Annotated in this window: 14 protein-coding genes, 1 tRNA gene, 2 rRNA genes and 1 pseudogene (1 of these 18 running past the window's edge); 6 read left to right on the top strand and 12 right to left on the bottom strand. The window is 58.6% G+C overall.

Going from position 1 to position 17,718, the window contains the following annotated elements:
- From GA830_RS01790 to GA830_RS01770, 4 genes and pseudogenes are all read left to right on the top strand, one after another.
- A 23S ribosomal RNA gene (locus GA830_RS01790) occupies nt 1-2,507 on the top strand (it extends 305 nt beyond the left edge of the window).
- Between the two features lie 80 nt (nt 2,508-2,587).
- A 5S ribosomal RNA gene (rrf, locus tag GA830_RS01785) occupies nt 2,588-2,702 on the top strand.
- A 126-nt stretch (nt 2,703-2,828) separates the two neighbouring features.
- Nucleotides 2,829-2,905, top strand: a tRNA-Met gene (locus GA830_RS01780).
- Between the two features lie 604 nt (nt 2,906-3,509).
- Nucleotides 3,510-4,071: pseudogene (locus tag GA830_RS01770) on the top strand (IS6 family transposase); the annotation flags it as partial.
- Here the strand turns inward: GA830_RS01770 and GA830_RS01765 are convergent.
- The 9 genes from GA830_RS01765 to GA830_RS01725 all read right to left on the bottom strand — a co-directional run bounded on the left by GA830_RS01765 (nt 4,047) and on the right by GA830_RS01725 (nt 14,235).
- Complete coding sequence (locus GA830_RS01765; RefSeq protein ID WP_195163430.1) at nt 4,047-5,285, bottom strand: phenylacetate--CoA ligase family protein; 1,239 nt, start codon at nt 5,283-5,285, stop codon at nt 4,047-4,049. The pseudogene GA830_RS01770 and the gene GA830_RS01765 overlap by 25 nt on opposite strands.
- 72 nt (nt 5,286-5,357) lie before the next feature.
- Complete coding sequence (locus GA830_RS01760) at nt 5,358-6,194, bottom strand: ABC transporter ATP-binding protein (RefSeq protein ID WP_195163429.1); 837 nt, start codon at nt 6,192-6,194, stop codon at nt 5,358-5,360.
- 63 nt (nt 6,195-6,257) lie between these two features.
- Nucleotides 6,258-7,586, bottom strand: coding sequence for an ABC transporter substrate-binding protein (locus GA830_RS01755; RefSeq protein WP_195163428.1), 1,329 nt, complete (start codon nt 7,584-7,586; stop codon nt 6,258-6,260).
- A gap of 46 nt (nt 7,587-7,632) precedes the next feature.
- On the bottom strand, nt 7,633-8,709 hold the full coding sequence (locus GA830_RS01750; protein WP_195163427.1) for a branched-chain amino acid ABC transporter permease: 1,077 nt from the start codon (nt 8,707-8,709) through the stop codon (nt 7,633-7,635).
- Between the two features lie 3 nt (nt 8,710-8,712).
- Nucleotides 8,713-9,687, bottom strand: coding sequence for a branched-chain amino acid ABC transporter permease (locus tag GA830_RS01745; protein WP_195163426.1), 975 nt, complete (start codon nt 9,685-9,687; stop codon nt 8,713-8,715).
- Nucleotides 9,688-9,780: 93 nt separating this feature from the next.
- A complete protein-coding gene (locus GA830_RS01740; protein ID WP_195163425.1) occupies nt 9,781-10,560 on the bottom strand; it encodes an ABC transporter ATP-binding protein in 780 nt (259 codons plus the stop codon).
- Nucleotides 10,557-12,530: an AMP-dependent synthetase/ligase gene (locus tag GA830_RS01735; protein ID WP_195163424.1), complete on the bottom strand. Its 1,974-nt coding sequence runs from the start codon at nt 12,528-12,530 to the stop codon at nt 10,557-10,559. The genes GA830_RS01740 and GA830_RS01735 overlap by 4 nt, the downstream gene beginning before the upstream one ends.
- Nucleotides 12,531-12,750: 220 nt before the next feature.
- Nucleotides 12,751-13,425 carry a Crp/Fnr family transcriptional regulator gene (locus GA830_RS01730; protein ID WP_258045527.1) on the bottom strand — a complete coding sequence of 225 codons (675 nt, stop codon included), beginning with the start codon at nt 13,423-13,425 and terminating at the stop codon, nt 12,751-12,753.
- A 435-nt stretch (nt 13,426-13,860) separates the two neighbouring features.
- Nucleotides 13,861-14,235, bottom strand: a complete 375-nt coding sequence (locus tag GA830_RS01725) for a hypothetical protein (RefSeq protein ID WP_195163423.1) — start codon at nt 14,233-14,235, stop codon at nt 13,861-13,863.
- A gap of 118 nt (nt 14,236-14,353) precedes the next feature.
- Between GA830_RS01725 and GA830_RS01720 the strand changes: the two genes are divergently transcribed.
- Together GA830_RS01720 and GA830_RS20355 are read left to right on the top strand one after the other, a co-directional pair.
- Nucleotides 14,354-14,731, top strand: a complete 378-nt coding sequence (locus tag GA830_RS01720) for a hypothetical protein (RefSeq protein WP_195163422.1) — start codon at nt 14,354-14,356, stop codon at nt 14,729-14,731.
- Between the two features lie 132 nt (nt 14,732-14,863).
- A complete protein-coding gene (locus GA830_RS20355) occupies nt 14,864-14,977 on the top strand; it encodes a GapR family DNA-binding domain-containing protein (protein WP_195163421.1) in 114 nt (37 codons plus the stop codon).
- A gap of 242 nt (nt 14,978-15,219) precedes the next feature.
- Here the strand turns inward: GA830_RS20355 and GA830_RS01710 are convergent, their stop codons facing one another.
- From GA830_RS01710 to GA830_RS01700, 3 genes are all read right to left on the bottom strand, one after another.
- Nucleotides 15,220-15,489, bottom strand: a complete 270-nt coding sequence (locus tag GA830_RS01710) for a hypothetical protein (protein WP_195163420.1) — start codon at nt 15,487-15,489, stop codon at nt 15,220-15,222.
- A 244-nt stretch (nt 15,490-15,733) separates the two neighbouring features.
- Nucleotides 15,734-16,084 carry a response regulator gene (locus GA830_RS01705; RefSeq protein ID WP_195163419.1) on the bottom strand — a complete coding sequence of 117 codons (351 nt, stop codon included), beginning with the start codon at nt 16,082-16,084 and terminating at the stop codon, nt 15,734-15,736.
- A gap of 23 nt (nt 16,085-16,107) precedes the next feature.
- On the bottom strand, nt 16,108-17,565 hold the full coding sequence (locus tag GA830_RS01700) for a sensor histidine kinase (RefSeq protein WP_258045526.1): 1,458 nt from the start codon (nt 17,563-17,565) through the stop codon (nt 16,108-16,110).
- Nucleotides 17,566-17,718: the final 153 nt, after the last annotated feature.

Genomic DNA, 17,718 nt, shown 5'->3' with positions numbered 1-17,718 from the left:
AGTAGTGGCGAGCGAACGCGGACCAGGCCAGTGGCAATGATGAGAAAAGCGGAACCTTCTGGAAAGTTGGGCCATAGTGGGTGACAGCCCCGTACGCGTAATGCAAATCATTGTCCTCGAGTAAGGCGGGACACGTGAAATCCTGTCTGAAATTGGGAGGACCACCTTCCAAGCCTAAGTACTCGTGCATGACCGATAGCGAACTAGTACCGTGAGGGAAAGGTGAAAAGCACCCCGACAAGGGGAGTGAAACAGTACCTGAAACCGATTGCCTACAAACAGTGGGAGCCTGAAATGGTGACCACGTACCTTTTGTATAATGGGTCAGCGACTTAGTGTGACGAGCAAGCTTAAACCGGTAGGTGTAGGCGCAGCGAAAGCGAGTCTGAATAGGGCGTTCAGTTCGTCGCATTAGACCCGAAACCGAGTGATCTAGCCATGAGCAGGTTGAAGGTAAGGTAACACTTACTGGAGGACCGAACCCATAACTGTTGCAATAGTTCGGGATGACTTGTGGCTAGGGGTGAAAGGCCAATCAAACTCGGAAATAGCTGGTTCTCCGCGAAATCTATTTAGGTAGAGCGTCGACCGAATACCCTGGGGGGTAGAGCACTGGATGGGCTAGGGGATCTCACCGATTTACCAAACCTAACCAAACTCCGAATACCCAGGAGTACTAGTCGGCAGACACACAGTGGGTGCTAACGTCCATTGTGAAGAGGGAAACAACCCTGACCAACAGCTAAGGTCCCCAAGTTATGGCTAAGTGGGAAAGGATGTGAGGATCCCAAAACAACCAGGATGTTGGCTTAGAAGCAGCCATCATTTAAAGAAAGCGTAACAGCTCACTGGTCTAAATAAGGGTCTTTGCGCCGAAAATGTAACGGGGCTAAAGCCATACACCGAAGCTTTGGGTTTGCAGTTTACTGCAAGCGGTAGCGGAGCGTTCTGTAAGCTGATGAAGCCGTACCTGTGAGGGGCGGTGGAGGTATCAGAAGTGCGAATGCTGACATGAGTAACGTAAGGGGTGTGAGAGACACCCCCGCCGAAAGTCCAAGGGTTCCTGCTTAAAGCTAATCTGAGCAGGGTTAGCCGGCCCCTAAGTCGAGGCAGAAATGCGTAGACGATGGGAACCACGTTAATATTCGTGGGCCTGGAGGTAGTGACGGATCATCAAGGTAGTTCAGTCTTATTGGATTGATTGGGCTGCTGCGTGGTTCCAGGAAATAGCTCCTCCTTATAGACCGTACCCTAAACCGACACTGGTGGACTGGTAGAGTATACCAAGGCGCTTGAGAGAACTATGCTGAAGGAACTCGGCAAATTGCACGCGTAACTTCGGAAGAAGCGTGACCCTTTTCCACGCAAGTGGAGTGAGGGTGGCACAGACCAGGGGGTAGCGACTGTTTATCAAAAACACAGGGCTCTGCGAAGTCGCAAGACGACGTATAGGGTCTGACGCCTGCCCGGTGCTGGAAGGTTAAGAGGAGGGGTGCAAGCTCTGAATCGAAGCCCCAGTAAACGGCGGCCGTAACTATAACGGTCCTAAGGTAGCGAAATTCCTTGTCGGGTAAGTTCCGACCTGCACGAATGGCGTAACGACTTCCCCGCTGTCTCCAGCATAGACTCAGTGAAATTGAATTCCCCGTGAAGATGCGGGGTTCCTGCGGTTAGACGGAAAGACCCCGTGCACCTTTACTATAGCTTTACATTGGCATTCGTAGTGGCATGTGTAGGATAGGTGGTAGGCTTTGAAGCCAGGGCGCCAGCCTTGGTGGAGCCAACCTTGAAATACCACCCTTATCTCTATGGATGTCTAACCGCGGCCCGTTATCCGGGTCCGGGACAATGTATGGTGGGTAGTTTGACTGGGGCGGTCGCCTCCTAAAGAGTAACGGAGGCGCGCGATGGTGGGCTCAGAACGGTCGGAAATCGTTCGCTGAGTGCAATGGCATAAGCCTGCCTGACTGCGAGACTGACAAGTCGAGCAGAGACGAAAGTCGGTCATAGTGATCCGGTGGTCCCGCGTGGAAGGGCCATCGCTCAACGGATAAAAGGTACGCCGGGGATAACAGGCTGATGACCCCCAAGAGTCCATATCGACGGGGTTGTTTGGCACCTCGATGTCGACTCATCGCATCCTGGGGCTGGAGCAGGTCCCAAGGGTATGGCTGTTCGCCATTTAAAGCGGTACGTGAGTTGGGTTCAGAACGTCGTGAGACAGTTCGGTCCCTATCTGCCGTGGGTGTAGGAATATTGAAAGGATCTGTCCCTAGTACGAGAGGACCGGGATGGACGGATCTCTGGTGGACCTGTTGTGGCGCCAGCCGCATTGCAGGGTAGCTATATCCGGACGGGATAACCGCTGAAGGCATCTAAGCGGGAAACCCACCTTAAAACGAGTATTCCCTGAGAGTCGTGGAAGACCACCACGTTGATAGGCTGGGTATGGAAGTGCGGCAACGCATGAAGTTTACCAGTACTAATAGCTCGATCGGCTTGATCGTTCTCATTTCGTATGCCCATCGCAAAAAGCGATGGTTGGCACAAAAGACAACAGCTTCTCGAATAACATGCGTTTTGCCGACCTGGTGGTTATGGCGGAACGGCTGCACCCGATCCCATTCCGAACTCGGCCGTGAAACGTTCCAGCGCTGATGGTACTTCGTCTTAAGACGCGGGAGAGTAAGTCGCTGCCAGGTCTGCCAAACGCATGTTAAAATCTTCTCTTACAACAGACCGCCTCGAGGCGGCATTGGCCGCGCAAGCGGCCTTTCGCTTTACAGAATGTTGTTTTGCAGGTCTCTTGTCGCCTGTACTTCGGTTGACGCGGGGTGGAGCAGCCCGGTAGCTCGTCAGGCTCATAACCTGAAGGTCACAGGTTCAAATCCTGTCCCCGCAACCAAATTTTCTTTGCACTAACAATCACAAAGGCCGCCCATCGGGCGGCCTTTGTGTTTGTGCTCTATGCGAACACGTTGGAGACGTTCGAAAAGGTTTCTCGATCAATCCATATTCCTTCCGTGCACCACTCATTCGGCACGGGTTCGACTGGATGTTCGCATGACGTTCCTGCTGTGACCGCGGTTGCCCGATTGACATCTCGTGTGGCGGAGCGATTGGCCAAGACGACCTTCGATGCCATGCAATTGTACGAACGCCGTGATCTGCAGGGACTGCTCCGCGAAAACATCACGGTCATAGCGCCCGACACGCTGGTGATCGCCGAGGAATACGGCGAATGGGACGACTCCCGCCGCCGCATCGATCTGCTTGGGATCGACCGCAATGCGAACCTCGTGGTCATTGAATTGAAGCGCACCGAGAATGGGGGGCACATGGACCTGCAGGCGATACGCTATGCTGCCATGGTCTCGACGATGACTTTCAACCAGGCTGTGGACGGGTTTGACCGGTACCTCCGCCATATCGGTCGCGACGATGCCGATGCCCGCGCCGAGCTGCTCGCCTTCCTGGAATGGGATGAACCCGATCATGATCAGTTTGCACAGGATGTGAAGATTGTCCTCGCCTCCGCCGAGTTTTCAATTGAACTGACCACCGCCGTTCTCTGGCTCAACCAGCGCGAGCGGGCTGTTGGAAGCAAATGGCATATGGACGAGACTTACATCAAGGTTCGGGGCCGGTGGTTGTATCTCTAACGCGCTATCGACAGCGCCAGAGATACATTCGAGTTCTGGTTCTGTGAACACCGTGATCTGCCGGCGGCGAAGCGCTTCCTGCGCAAGGCGTTGAACCCCCATGGCCGACCCGATCGCATCGTCATCGACGGCAGTCAGACCAATCGTGAGGCGATCATTTAGTGCGATGCCGAGAGCCGCTGGCTGGATAGGTCGCGCCGAGTATTGAAGGCGGTCCGCATCGGTAAGAGCCAGTATTTCAACAAATCGGATCGAGCAGGATCGTCGTCGCATCAAGCGCCGGGTGCGGCCGATGCATGGTTTCAAGTACTTCGCGGCGGCGTCCGTCACGCTGGGTAGCATCGAGATGGTTCATATGATGCGCAAGCGGCAGGGCCGCTTCGCCTATTCGACCGGGCGCTCGTCGGCGATGACCTTGCCGTCATTGGGCAAGCTGCCGGGGTCGACGACCTCGACGCCGCCGCGCATCTTGGTTGCGGCTTGCAAGGCCATCGCGAGTTCTGCGCGCAAACCGTCGTCTGACGCCACCGCCTCTGCTTTCAAGAGCATTGCATCCTGCTCGCCGTCGCGGCTGACAACGAGGCGAAGCCTGCCGAGGCTGGGAAACTGGCGCCCGATGGCGGCGATCTGGGCCGGGTCGACAAACATGCCCTTGACCTTGGTGCGCTGATCAGCACGGCCCATCCAGCCGGCGAGGCGCATGTTGGTGCGACCGCAGGCACTGAGGCCGGACAGGACACGTGACAGGTCGCCGGTGCCGAAACGCAGCAGTGGATATTCCGCGTTAAGTCGGGTGACCACGACCTCGCCGACCTCGCCGTCGGCGACCGCCTCGCCGGTGCCCGGACGCACGATCTCGACGATCAGTCCCTCATTGACCACCAGGCCGGAACGAGCTTCGGTTTCATAGGCAGCGACGCCGAGTTCGGCGGTGGCGTAAGCTTGGTAGGCGTCGATGCCAGCGCGTTCGATTTCCTGCTGCAGCGAGGCGGGGAACGCAGCGCCCGAAACCAATGCGTGGCGGAAGGAAATGGTAGCACCCGCCGTCGCCATGCGGTCGACAAGGATCTTCAGGAAGTCAGGGGTGCCGATGTAGCCTGTCGGCTTGAGCACGGCAATCGCCTCGACCTGCTGTTCGGTGTTGCCGACGCCAGCCGGGATCACCGCGCAGCCGAGCGCATGGGCGCCCGACTCCATCATGTGCCCGCCAGGCGTCAGATGGTAGCTGAAGGCGTTGTGGACGATGTCTTCCTTGCGCATGCCTGATGCAAACAAGGCGCGCGCCGCACCCCACCAGTCGTCGCCGCGTCCTTCGGGATCGAAGATCGGCCCCGGCGAGACGAGCAGGCGTTTCAGCGCCCCCAGCTTGACGGGCGATAGGCCAGCGAAGGGCGGGTTCCTGGCCTGCAAGGCCAGAAGCTCGCCTTTGCGGATGACCGGGACCCGCTGTAGTGCCGCGCGATCGACAAGCGTGTCGATCGCATTTCCCTCGAGCTGTTGCCGTAGGGCCGGCGCGCCTGATTGCACGCCTTCGAGCAGCAAACGCAGCCTGGCAAAAAGCGCAGCCTCGCGGGTGGCGGGGTCCTGGGTTTCGCCGGCATCGTAATATGCGTTCGTGACCATGGTTCACCTAGAATTTGGACAATGGACCGCGCGTAGCGCCCGACAAGGACACACCACGCAGCGCCCGGAATCTCAGGCAAGCCAGCGCTTGCGCCGCTTGTAGCTCTTGACCTCGCGGAATGACTTGCGGCCTTCGCCGCCGATGCCGAGGTAGAATTCTTTGACGTCTTCGTTATCGCGCAGGGACGCCGCGTCGCCATCCATGACGATGCGGCCGGTTTCCATGATGTAGCCGTAGGTGGCGTATTTCAGCGCCATGTTGGTGTTCTGCTCGGCGACTAAGAACGACACGCCCTGCTTGGTGTTCAGGTCCCTGACGATCTCGAAGATCTCGTCGACCACCTGGGGTGCGAGACCCATCGACGGCTCGTCGAGCAGGACCATCTTGGGGCGGCTCATCATGGCGCGGCCAATGGCGCACATCTGCTGCTCGCCGCCCGAGGTGTAGCCGGCCATCGAAGACCGCCGCTGCTTCAGCCGAGGGAAATAGTCATAGATCATGTCGAGGTCGGCGCGGATGGCGCGGTTGCCGTCGCGCCGGGTGAAGGCGCCGGTGAGCAGGTTTTCCTCGATGCTGAGATGGCCGAAACAGTGCCGTCCCTCCATCACCTGGATGCAGCCACGGCGCACCAGTTCGTTTGGGCTGAGGCGGTCGACACGGTCGCCATCGAACGCGATCGAGCCCTTGGTGACTTCGCCTCGCTCGACCCTGAGCAGGTTGGAGATTGCTTTGAGTGTGGTCGTCTTGCCAGCACCATTGGCGCCGAGGATCGCGACGATGCCGCCCTGTGGCACGGTGAGCGACACACCCTTGAGGACCAGGATGACGTGATCGTAGATCACCTCGATGTTGTTGATCGACAGCATCGGGCGAGCCGGCTCGACCGCGATGGAAGCATGTTCAGACATCAGCAAGCTCCGGGGCAAATGTCCCTTCCCCTGGTGGGGAAGGGACGGGGTTCAAGGTGGGCCTCAGGAGGCGTCGCAGGCCTCGGAACGGGCTGGCCACGGCGCGTTCTTTTCGGCATAGGCCTTGGCGTCGGCGTCGAGCAGCGGTCCGACCTTGTCGTTCAGCGGCGCGATGTAGTCGGACACCTTTTCGTAAGTGGTGCCGTTCCAGCTTTGGACGAAGGTCGAGAAGTGGCCGTTGTGGTCGGCGCAGGAAAGCTTGACCGGTCTGGTGAAGCCCTCGAGGCCGATTTCCTTGAGCCGTGCCTCATCGATGTTGAGGCCTTCCAGACCACGGCGGACGTCTTCGCCGGTGACAACCTTGTTGCCGGTGATTTCCTGGGCCATGCGGATGGCCTCGGCAATCAGCATCGAGTTGTAGATGCCGCGGTTGTAGAGAACCTGGCCGACCTTGTCCTTGCCCGATACCTGACTCTTGCCGGCGTCGACGACGTGCTTCTGGATGTCGGCGAGCAGCGGGAAGTCCGCGCCCACGGCATGCCAGTTCAGCGTCTTGAAGCCCTTGGCGCCGTCGCCGGCACCCTTGGCGTCATCCTCGCTCGGCCACCAGATTGAGACGAACTTGTCCATCGGATAGTTGGTCTTCACCGCCTCCTTGACGGCAGTAGCGTTCAGCGCACCCCAGCCGTAGAGGATCATGTAGTCGGGCTTGTCGCGGCGCACGCTCAGCCACTGCGACGACTGGTTCTGCATGTCGGCGGCGGCCACGGGGTAGAGCTTGGCTTCGAAGCCGAATTCCTTCGACAGCTGTTCGATCAGCGGCAACGGTTCGCGGCCGAAGCTGGCATCGAGATAGATGTAGCCGATCTTCTTGCCCTTGAGCTTTTCGACGCCACCGCCCTCCTGGGTGGCGATGTATTGCAGGATCTGCGTGAAGCCATCCCAATAGGTCGCCGGCGGGTTGAAAATCCAGGGGAAGGTATCGCCCTTGGCCGAGGCCGAAAGGCCGTAGGCCATCGACAGCACGGGGATCTTGTCGACGGCGGCCTTGGGGATCAGCGGCAAGGTGATGCCGGTCGACCATGGGTTGACGATCACCGGCTTCTTGGGCTTCACCGATTCATAACACTCGAGGCCCTTCTTGGTGTCGTAGCCGGTCTCGCATTCCTCGACGATCAGCTTGACCCCGCCGATGCCGCCATCGCGTTCGTTGAGCAGCGTCAGGTAGTCGTGCATGCCGTTGGCGATCGGCGTGCCGGAGCCGGCGAACGGGCCGGTGCGGTAGGTGAACAAAGGCACATAGATCGAGTCTTCCGCCTGCGCGTCATGGACGGCCGGCAAGGTCAGCGATGCTGCTGCAGAAAGTGCGTACAACCAGTTCTTGAGTGACATTTCCTTCTCCTCCCTACTGTTGGCATTTCCGTCTTGTGTGGTGCCCCTAGTAAGGGAAGGGCCACACACGAAGCTTCTGCTTGGCGATCTGCCAGAGCCGCGCGAGACCGTGCGGTTCGACGATCAAGAAAAAGATGATGAGCGCGCCGACGATCAGATACGTCAGGTGCTCGACAGTTGCGGCGGCGATCGGCAGGCCGAGCGCATTGGGCAGCCCGCGAATGGCAATCGGCAGAATGTGGATCAGCGCGGAGCCGAAGAAGCTGCCGATCATCGAGCCAAGACCGCCGATGATGACCATGAACAGCAGCAGGAACGACAGCTTGATGTCGAAGGCCGAAGGTTCAGCGGCACCCAGCCACAGGAAGACCATCAGTGCGCCCGAGACGCCGCAGTAGAAGGACGACACCGCGAAGGCCAAAAGCTTGGCCGGCAGCAGGCGGATGCCCATCAGCTGCGCTGCGATGTCCATGTCGCGCACCGCCATCCAGGTCCGGCCGATCCGGCCGTGAACGATGTTTGAGGCTAGCAGGGTCATCACCACGACAATGACCAGCACCACGAGGTAGCGGGTAACCGGTGTCGCCGAGGGGCCGGTGATGGCGAGGCCAAACAGCGTCCTGGCTGGCACTTCTATGGCACCTGAGGGATTCTCGTTGTAGAGCCAGCTGACGCGAACGAAGCACCATTGCAGGAAGAACTGCGCCGCAAGTGTTGCCACCGCCAAGTAGAACCCCTTGATGCGCAGCGACGGCAGGCCGAACAGCACGCCGACGCCTGCCGCAAAGAAGCCCGAGCAGAGTATCCAGACCAGGATGTTGACGCCAGGAAAGATAGTTGAAAGCTTGTAGGCCGAATAGGCGCCGACGCCCATGAAGGCGGCCGAACCGAGCGAAAGCAGTCCGGTGTAGCCGACGAGGACGTTGAGCCCGATCGCGCCGAGCGACAGGATCAGGAACGGTATCATCACCGAAGCGAGCAGGAACTCGTTGCCGAACAAGGGTATGCCGACGAAGGCAATCAGCAGTATGGAGGTCAGGCCGAGCCGGTCCTGCAGGATCGGGAACACCGCCTGGTCGGCCGCGTAGCTTTGCTTGAACTGGCCTGTTTCGCGATAAAACATCTGTCAGATCCGCTCGATTATCTTGTCGCCGAACAAGCCCTGCGGCCGGTACAGCAAAAACAGCAGGGCAATTGCATAGGCGAACCAGCTCTCGATGCCGCCACCGAGCAGGGGTCCCCAGTAGAACTCGCCGAGCTTTTCACCGATGCCGATGATCAGCCCGCCGACGATCGCCCCGGGCACCGAGGTCAGTCCGCCAAGCACCAGCACCGGCAGCGCCTTCAGCGCCACGATCTCGAGTGCGAAGGACACATCGGAGCGGGCACCCCACATGATGCCGGTGACCAGCGCGACGAGGCCCGCGGCGAACCAGACGATGACCCAGATATGGTTGAGCGATATGCCGACGGAGAGTGCAGCCTTGTGGCTGTCGGCGACGGCGCGCAGCGCCCTGCCAATGCGGGTCTTCTGGAAGAACAGGGCGAGGCCGAGGATCATTAACGAGGCGATTACGGCAGCCGCGATGTCGATCTTCTGGAAGCTGACGAAGCCACCGAGCATTTCGACATTGATCGAGCCGCTCGGCAGGAACAGCTCGCTGGCGATCATCTGCTTGGGGTCGCCGCCGAAGACCATCTCGCCGAGGCCGATCAGCACATAGGTGATGCCGAACGTCGCCATGAACAGGATGATGTCGGGCTGGTTGACCAGCGGCCGTAGCACGACGCGCTCGACCAGCATGGCTAGAACAAACATCACCCCCGCAGTCAGTATCAGCGCGACGAAGGCAGCCGTGTGCCCGGAAAAACCCACCGCCGAGAACGTCTCGTAGAGGCCGACAAGGGTAAGGGCCGAAAACACCACCATGATGCCCTGAGCGAAGTTGAAGACGCCCGAAGCCTTGAAGATGAGCACGAAGCCAAGCGCGATCAGCGCGTAGAGCACGCCTGAGACCAGGCCTTCCCACAGGGTTTGCACCAGCAGGTCGGGCATCTCGGCCATCTGCATGAAGGGGTCGATGAAGATGTTGTAGAGCATCGATCCCTCCTCAGCCGGCCCGGCGCGCGTTTGCGGCGGCTCTGCTGCTACTCGTCATGCGCAACTTTGTTCCTCCAGTAGACGCCGGCATCGTCAGTGCCCCACGCCGAGATAGGCTTCGATGACCTTGGGATCAGCCTTGACCACCTCGGGCGTGCCGTCGGCGATCTTGTGGCCGTATTCGAGAACCACCACGCGGTCGGACAGGTCCATGACCACGCCCATATCGTGCTCGATGAGAGCGATGGTGGTGCCGAAATGCTTGTTGAGATCGAGGATATAGCGGCACATGTCCTCCTTCTCCTCGATGTTCATCCCAGCCATAGGCTCGTCGAGCAGCAAGAGCTCCGGCTCCATCGCCAGCGCGCGGCCAAGCTCGACGCGCTTCTGTAGGCCGTAGGGCAGCTTGCCGACCGGCGTCTTGCGGATCGACTCGATCTGCAGGAAGTCGATGATGTCTTCGACGACGCGCCGATGCTCGATTTCCTCGCGCATTGCCGGCCCGTAACGCAGCATCTGCCAGAACAGCCCGCGATGCATCTTCAGCGTGCGGCCAACCATTATGTTGTCGAGCGTCGTCATGCCCTTGAATAGCGCCACGTTCTGGAAGGTGCGGGCGATGCCCTGGCTCGCAGCCTGGTAGGGCCGCATGCGCGCCCGGGTCTTGCCCTTGTAGGTGATGCGGCCGTGCTGTGGATGGTAGAAGCCGTTGACGACATTCAACATTGACGTCTTGCCAGCACCATTGGGGCCTATGATGGCGCGGATCTCGCCCTTGCGGATGTCGAAGGACACGTCGGTTATGGCCTTCACTCCGCCAAAGGACAGGGACACGCCGTCGACAGCCAGCAGTGTTTCCGATGCGGCGTTCATGCTGCCACCCCGAGCCTGGTGGCTTGCCTGACAGCAGCGTCGGCGATGCGGACCCTAGCCGATATGACGCCCTTGCGGCCGTCCTCGAAGGTCACTTCGGTTGAAATGTCGGCGGCATCCGAACCGTTGTAGAGCGCATCGACCAGCGGCTTGTAGCGTTCGGCGATGAAGCTGCGGCGGACCTTTTGCGTGCGGGTCATCTCGCCATCGTCGGCGTCGAGTTCCTTGTGCAGGATCAGGAAGCGACCGATCTGGGCGGTTGCCATGCGCGGCTCGGCGGCGAGTGCCTTGTTCACCTCGGCGACATGCTCGGTGAACATTGCATGGACCTCGGGCCGCTGGGCCAGTTCCTGGTATGAGCCATAGGCGATGTTCTTGCGCTCGGCCCAGTTGCCGACCGCCGTCAAGTCGATGTTGAGCATGACAGTGACGAAGTCGCGGTCCTGCCCGAAGGCCACGGCTTCCTTGATGTTGGGGAAGAACTTCAGTTTGTTTTCAATGTATTTTGGCGCAAACAACGCGCCCGAACTCAGCTTGCCGACGTCCTGTGCCCGGTCGATGATGTTGAGGTGGCCGTCGGGATCAAAGAAGCCGGCATCGCCGGTCTTGACGTAACCGTCCTCAGTGACCGTCTCGGCGGTCTTTTCCGCGTCCTTGTAATAACCGACGAACTGGCCGGGTGAGCGATAGAGCACTTCGCCGTCGTCGTTAATGCGGATGTCGACATTGGGCGTCGCCGGCCCGACCGTACCGGCACGGATCTGGCCGTCGGGCTGTGCCGTGACATAGAGAAAGGCCTCGGTCTGGCCGTAGAGCTGTTTCAGGTTGAGGCCGAGCGACCTGTAGAATGAAAACAGGTCCGGTCCGATCGCCTCTCCGGCGGTGTAGGCGACGCGAATGCGCGAGAAGCCGAGCACGTTCTTCAGCGGCGCATAGACCAAAAGGTTGCCGATCGCGTAGCCGAGGCGGACGCTCATCGGGACGTCTTTGCCGTCGAGGATCTTTTCGCCCCAACGCCTGGCAACGCCGATGAAGTAGTTGAACATTGAGCGCTTCAGCACACCGGCGTCTTCCATGCGGATGGTGATCCGGGTCAGCAGTGTTTCGAAGACGCGCGGCGGTGCGAAGTAGAAGCTCGGCCCGATCTCTTGCGTATCCGATTCCGCCGTCTCGTGGCTTTCCGGACAGGCGATGCAGAAGCCCGACACCAGCGATTGGGCATAGTTGAGATAGTGATCACCGACCCAAGCCAGCGGCAGATAGGCGAGCACTTCGTCGCGGTCGGTCAGCTTGTCGAAGATGACTGTATCGCGCGCCGCGGCGATCGAGCCGCCGGCCGAGAGCAGAACGCCCTTGGAACGGCCGGTGGTGCCTGAGGTGTAGAGGATGATCGAGATGTCGCTGGCCTGGCCACGATCCCGCTCTGAGTCGATTGCCTTGGCAGCAACTGTGTCTCTTTGTAGCAGCCCGTGGCCGCTGTCGATGACGTTGTCGACGGCATGGAGATGGCTGTGATCGTAGTCGCGCAATCCGCGCGGCTCGTCATAGATCACCGTGCGGAGCTTGGGGACCCGGTCCTGCACTGATATCAGCTTGTCAACCTGTTCCTGGTCTTGCACCACGGCAAAGGCAACGTCGGCGTGGTCGAGCGTATAGGCCATTTCGTCGGCGACGGCGTCGGCATAGACCGGCACCGGGATGGCGCCCAGCCATTGCGCGGCGAGGATGGTCCAATACATCGCCGGGCGGTTCTCGCCGATGACGGCGATGGTCGCACCGCGCTCAAGGCCCAACTGCTGCAGGCCGGCTGCGTAGGCGCGGATTGTTTCGGCCAGTTCGCTCCAGTTCCACGTCCGCCAGATGCCGTGGTCCTTGTGCCGCATCGCCGGCCGTCTTGGCCGAACGCGTGCATGCTCGCACAACAGCTTGGCAAACGTGTCGAGTTCGCGCGTCTCGCCCCCTTGTGCCAATGGCACGCCTCCCGTTTCGTTCCCTCGTATGTCGCCGGATGTTTCCGATCATTGCATCAAAGCTCGCAACCTTGCCCTCCTTTTTCAAGGGCTGGCTTGACAGACAAGACGCCAATGTTCACTTTGAGCTACCGGCCTTGCGCGCCCTTGGCGGATTTATTGGCCCAAGTAATTGTATTCATTGACCATCTGCACCTGGATACCGAAGCGATAGGCAGTGTTACTCGCCGTACCCACGCAGCTTTTCAAGGTCCCGAATTGTAACGCCGCCGCCCTCGTTTCGTATCAATCCGGCCTTTTCCAGTTCTTGCAGGATTCGGTTGGCCACAGGCCGCGACACACCGGCGAGCAAACCGATCTCCTCCTGGCTGATGTCGAGGTGCGAACCGACGAAGGGGCTGATCACCGGGTTGAACAGCGAGGCCAGGCTGCGCGCCACCTTGCCGGAGGAATCGAGCGTCCGGTCATGCTCGACCTGCGCAATGAACTGCCCGAGCCGCTCGTTGATGAGCCGTACCAGCAGCCGGTCGAAGGCAACGCTGTTTTCGAACAGCCAGAAAAATGTCGAGCGGTTGAGTAGCGCCACCTGGGTGCGGCGCAGGGCAAGCACATCATACTGGCGCGGCTCGTCCTTGAGCAGCGACCCCTCGCCAAACCAGCAACTCGGTGGCAGGCCGGCATAGGTCACGGCCTTGCCTGAGGTGGTAATCGAACCCAGCCGCAGCATCCCGCTGACCACACCGATCCAGTTGTCGATGCGATCACCGCGATGGATGAAATAGGTCCCAGGCTCAAGGGTGCGCAACATGATGCCGCGACGCGCACGCTCACGCTCTTCTTCCGGCAGTTCCCGCGCCCAGAACACCGACGCCAGAAATTGCTCTGCGCTTATCACGCGCGCTCCTGCTCAAGTTTGTGGATGCTGTGCATACCATGCCTTGGGCGCGCTCGTCACGCCACGAGATTTGCCCGTTTCAGCCCTGGCGAGTTATACCCTGAGGGAATGTTAGCGCTTGCTGAAGGAATGGCACGGGTATCGTCCAACACAGCAAGATCACCGATCGGTCGAAATGGCGGCCTTTGAACATCGTCATCCCCGAAAATATCGAGAGATCATTATCGGTCGCCGGTTAGCGAAGAGTTTGCGACAGAGCCCGACCGGGTAATGGTCGATGTTCAGCAGATCATCCCCGCCGCCCGAGGCTGCCGAGTATCAGGTGCGGGTGCGTGAGAAGGTCCGTAAGGAACGGGAGGCGCGGACGGATGGTGCGGCTCGGCAGACCTACAATCTGACGCTCGGATCGGAAACGTTTCCCGACCGAAGGGCAGATCAATACCAAGAACGTTCTGCTATCTGGTTGAAAACGGCGTCACCCAGGAGGCGGTCGCGCACCATTGCGGCCGTTTGGCCACCCGGGCACTTGTGTCCGTTGACGGGCAGGTTGGAAACGCTGCCTTTATCCATCTCGCCACAGCCGCCCTCGCCAACAGCGGAAAGCGCTTTGACCCAACCCGATACTTCTGCACCGATGATGATCTGGTGAGTGTTGGCGCGCGCACCTATGCGTTCACCAACCAACGGGGTGGCAACGATTGGCACGAAGCAATGTGCAGCCTGCGGGACGCATTTCCAGATTGCCGGATCGTCTTCACACCAGCGGTCTAGCCACGCTGATCTGCCTCCCCGGAATTTCGCTCCGGCCATTTTTCACGCATGAATTGCTTGCAAGGTAGATGTTTTGGGAGGACTGTTCCCTTTGTGACTGTCTGCCCACGCGACAGGGGACGTGAGCAACGGTCGACTTCCTTGGGAGGACGGGATCGTGAGACTGGATCGCATTTACATATTGGCGGGCTTTGCGTGGCTAACCTTCGGCATGATCTTCGGGATCTACCTCGGGATCACCGATCAGCTTCAGTTCGCCAACTCGCATGCCCACGCCAACCTGCTTGGGTTCGTTATCTCAGTGCTTTTCGGATTGCTGATGCGCAACTGGCCGGCGCTTATGAAATCCCGGATGGCTATGCCACAGTTCCTGATCTACCAGCTCGGCGCTGTCGTCCTGGTGGCAGGAAAGTTCGACATCGACAACGGGGGAAAGGGCGTGCTGGCACCTCCGGGTGCGATGATCATCGTGATTGGAACGCTGTTGATGTTCTGGATGTTCGCAACGGCGACGGATGAGCAGCCCTCGAGGTAGGACGAGAGGACCTGTTTGTTCAGGAACATGTGCAACCTGAACTCGGCTGGAAGAAAAATGTATTTCGCAAGATTCTCAAGCAAGAGAGCAAACACCAGAACTGCAAAGACTTGAACGCCGACAAGTCCGAAGGTGTTCAAGGAAATGGGTGGGTGCGGGTTTGACGTGAAAGCCGTTCGCCAGTGCATCGCGGTGCAAAAGCTGAATAGCGCTGAGCGCGAAGAACGCGACGCGATGACGCCATGACTCAGGCACTTCGCCCGGGTGTCATATCCATGGCCCACGCGCCCCAGAAAAGCGCCTTTCGCTACCCAAACCTATATTCTCCCAGTTAAGTTTATCACCAGCGTATCGAAGCTAAAAACACAAACGCCGACCCATATAGCGAGCCATGCCCATTTCGGCCCACGGCGTTCGTAGGGTTGTGTTCGATGACGGGCGGCTCTTCGTTTAGTCACATAAAATAGCCGCGTCGCCCTTAGGGAGCATCACCCGTCGTCAAATTCCACGGACGAGCCGACAAGCCTCAAAGTCGGAGCGCTGCCATCGTTGCATGTCATCGTCGCAGTTTCCTGACTAATCGGCCAATCGCGCACGGTGCATGAGATTTCGGTAGCCCCATCGGTCGTAGAATAGATGAACGGCTTATCTGGTGTGGATTCGAGCATCTCTTGACAGGTTTTGTCCACCCAAATCTTGGCAGTAGCCGGCCCGATACCTACTGTTAGAGCCACCAAGAGAACAAATACGGTTTTCATCGGATCCTCACCTTGTCCCTTTAGATAGCATATTGTGACTGACCTTGGCAAAATCTAATCTGTCTTGACGCAATCCTTCGCGATGCCGCGAGCGGCACCGGTCCTAATCAGGTCGTCCGAACCCTGCGCTGCGGAAAAGGTACGAAAACATCAAGCCTGGTGAAACTCCAGCCAGGCTAGCGCCGCCGACCATCCAGGACTGGGACGGGGTTGCTGGCGACCCTTAACGATGGCCGTTGCTCAATCATGAAAATCGCTTTGAGATCTCGACTTCGAGAGCATCGGCAAGGGTCTTTGATGCGGTCGGTTTTATAAATACCTGTGCGGCAGGGTATCTTTGCTGAAGCTCGGCCGGTAACGAGACGCCCGTACAAAATACCACTGGAATATTTAACTCTATAAGCTTTTGCGCTAGCGGAGTTACGTAGCCATCCAGCAGATTTACGTCCAGGATCGCTCCATCAGGGCTCTCCGCTTGTGTTGCAACAAGTGCATCCTCGACACGGGCGAAGGGGCCAACCACTTCTGCTCCCAACTCTTCGCATTCGAAAGCGAGGTCCATTGCCACCATAAAATTGTCTTCAGCAATAAGCACCCTGGAGCCTTCCAACCGCCGGATCATTTGCACAGGTCTTTCGCGAAGTTTGCGTAAGGATATGTTGCGGGGGCCTCAAGCCGTCCGCGGATTTCCACCTCTACTCCGTCGATTGGATAGTCGATCTGGACCGATCCTTTTAGTTGGTGCCCAAGCATTCGCCCCAACAGGATAGAACCGAACCCTCGCCTCGTTGGTTGACGAACGGGTGGGCCGCCTCGCTCGCGCCATCGAAGGGTAAGGTGTCTTGATCCGTCTTCGTCCTTGGTTACATTCCATGTGATCTGTAACGAGCCGTTTACCGCGGAGAGAGATCCATACTTTGCAGCATTTGTTGTCAGTTCATGGATTGCCATCGCTAGAGCCATTGCGACATCGTCCGAGACGGCTGTCTCAGGTCCTACCAGCTCGACCCGACGCCCGTCATCGTAAGGGGCAAGTTCATTCAAGATAATCGCGTGCAACGCCGACAACTGCCCCACATTATTTGTAAGCAGCGAATGGCAGCGGGCGAGGGCACCGATGCGGTGCGTAATTCCTGTGTTGAACGCATCCATCGTGTCGGATGTCCTGAGCGTGAAGTTTACGATGGATTGAACCGTCGCAAGGTTATTTTTCACGCGATGATGCAACTCTTGCACGAGAAGTTTTTGACGTTCTTCAGCCTCTTTCCGATCGTCAATGTCGATGACTGACCCGATATAACCGAGAAACTCGCCATTTGGCCCAAATCTTGGTGCTGCGGCGTCGATTGCCCAACGATAGGTACCGTCAGCGCGCCGCAGGCGATACTCCACTCTAAATGATTTCTGGCCTTTGTTGGCAGCTGTGAAGACATCTTCGGCAGCTTTCATGTCGTCAGGATGTGTGGCAGTCAGCCATCCAAACCCCTTCGCTTCGTCGACCGACTGCCCGGTGAATTCATACCAAGCCCGATTTATATAGGTGCAGGCACCATCAGGCTCGGTCACCCACATCATGACGGGTGCATGGTCGGCCATGTTGCGAAAGCGCGCTTCGCTTTCTCGAAGCGCGGTGTCACGCGCTTTTTCTTCAGCGATCCCACGAACCTCGATAATCGTACCGATGGGGTTTCCTCCGTCATCACGAATAGGGCTGGCGGTGAAGGCAACGGGATAGAAACTGCCGTCCTTATGGACGAAGGTCTCTTCGCCCTGCATTCTGTTTCGCTCTGGAAAAGCACGATCGATCGGACAGTCTTCCAGAGGGTAGTGTCTTCCATCAGGATGGGTGTGATGCACTACGTCGTGGAGTGGTCGGCCTTGTGTCTCCTTCAAGGAGTAGCCAGTCAGGCGTTCCGCAGCGGCGTTCATATAGGTGCATTGCTGATGCTCGTTCATGACAAAGACTGCCACAGTGGCATTATCCAGAACGGCGTTTAGCTGGCGCCGAAGGTCCGCTTCGACACTCCGGCGTGAGACTGAAATTTTTTCAGATTGTGCTGGGTCAAGCGGTTTCAAGCCAACTCCTAAAGTGCGAAATTTTTCAGGACAGCTGTGGTCAGCGCGCCACTGGTGGTCCGAGATTCTCGCAACAAGTAACCTAGAACTTCCCATTAAGTTCCAAATGCCTCTACGCCTGTTCGTGGGGTGGCCTCTCGCCGGGCTACCGTT

The organism is Mesorhizobium sp. NBSH29 (assembly GCF_015500055.1).
GTDB lineage: Bacteria > Pseudomonadota > Alphaproteobacteria > Rhizobiales > Rhizobiaceae > Neomesorhizobium.
Note: the sequence above shows the minus strand (reverse complement) of the source record. Positions and strands in the feature narration are given on the sequence as shown.

Bases quoted from the DNA above. Each gene is read 5' to 3' on its own strand.
- GA830_RS01765 (WP_195163430.1), bottom strand. From the start codon at position 5,285: ATGGTCACGAACGCATATTACGATGCCGGCGAAACCCAGGACCCCGCC.
- GA830_RS01760 (WP_195163429.1), bottom strand. From the start codon at position 6,194: ATGTCTGAACATGCTTCCATCGCGGTCGAGCCGGCTCGCCCGATGCTG.
- GA830_RS01755 (WP_195163428.1), bottom strand. From the start codon at position 7,586: ATGTCACTCAAGAACTGGTTGTACGCACTTTCTGCAGCAGCATCGCTG.
- GA830_RS01750 (WP_195163427.1), bottom strand. From the start codon at position 8,709: ATGTTTTATCGCGAAACAGGCCAGTTCAAGCAAAGCTACGCGGCCGAC.
- GA830_RS01745 (WP_195163426.1), bottom strand. From the start codon at position 9,687: ATGCTCTACAACATCTTCATCGACCCCTTCATGCAGATGGCCGAGATG.
- GA830_RS01740 (WP_195163425.1), bottom strand. From the start codon at position 10,560: ATGAACGCCGCATCGGAAACACTGCTGGCTGTCGACGGCGTGTCCCTG.
- GA830_RS01725 (WP_195163423.1), bottom strand. From the start codon at position 14,235: ATGGCCGGAGCGAAATTCCGGGGAGGCAGATCAGCGTGGCTAGACCGC.
- GA830_RS01710 (WP_195163420.1), bottom strand. From the start codon at position 15,489: ATGAAAACCGTATTTGTTCTCTTGGTGGCTCTAACAGTAGGTATCGGG.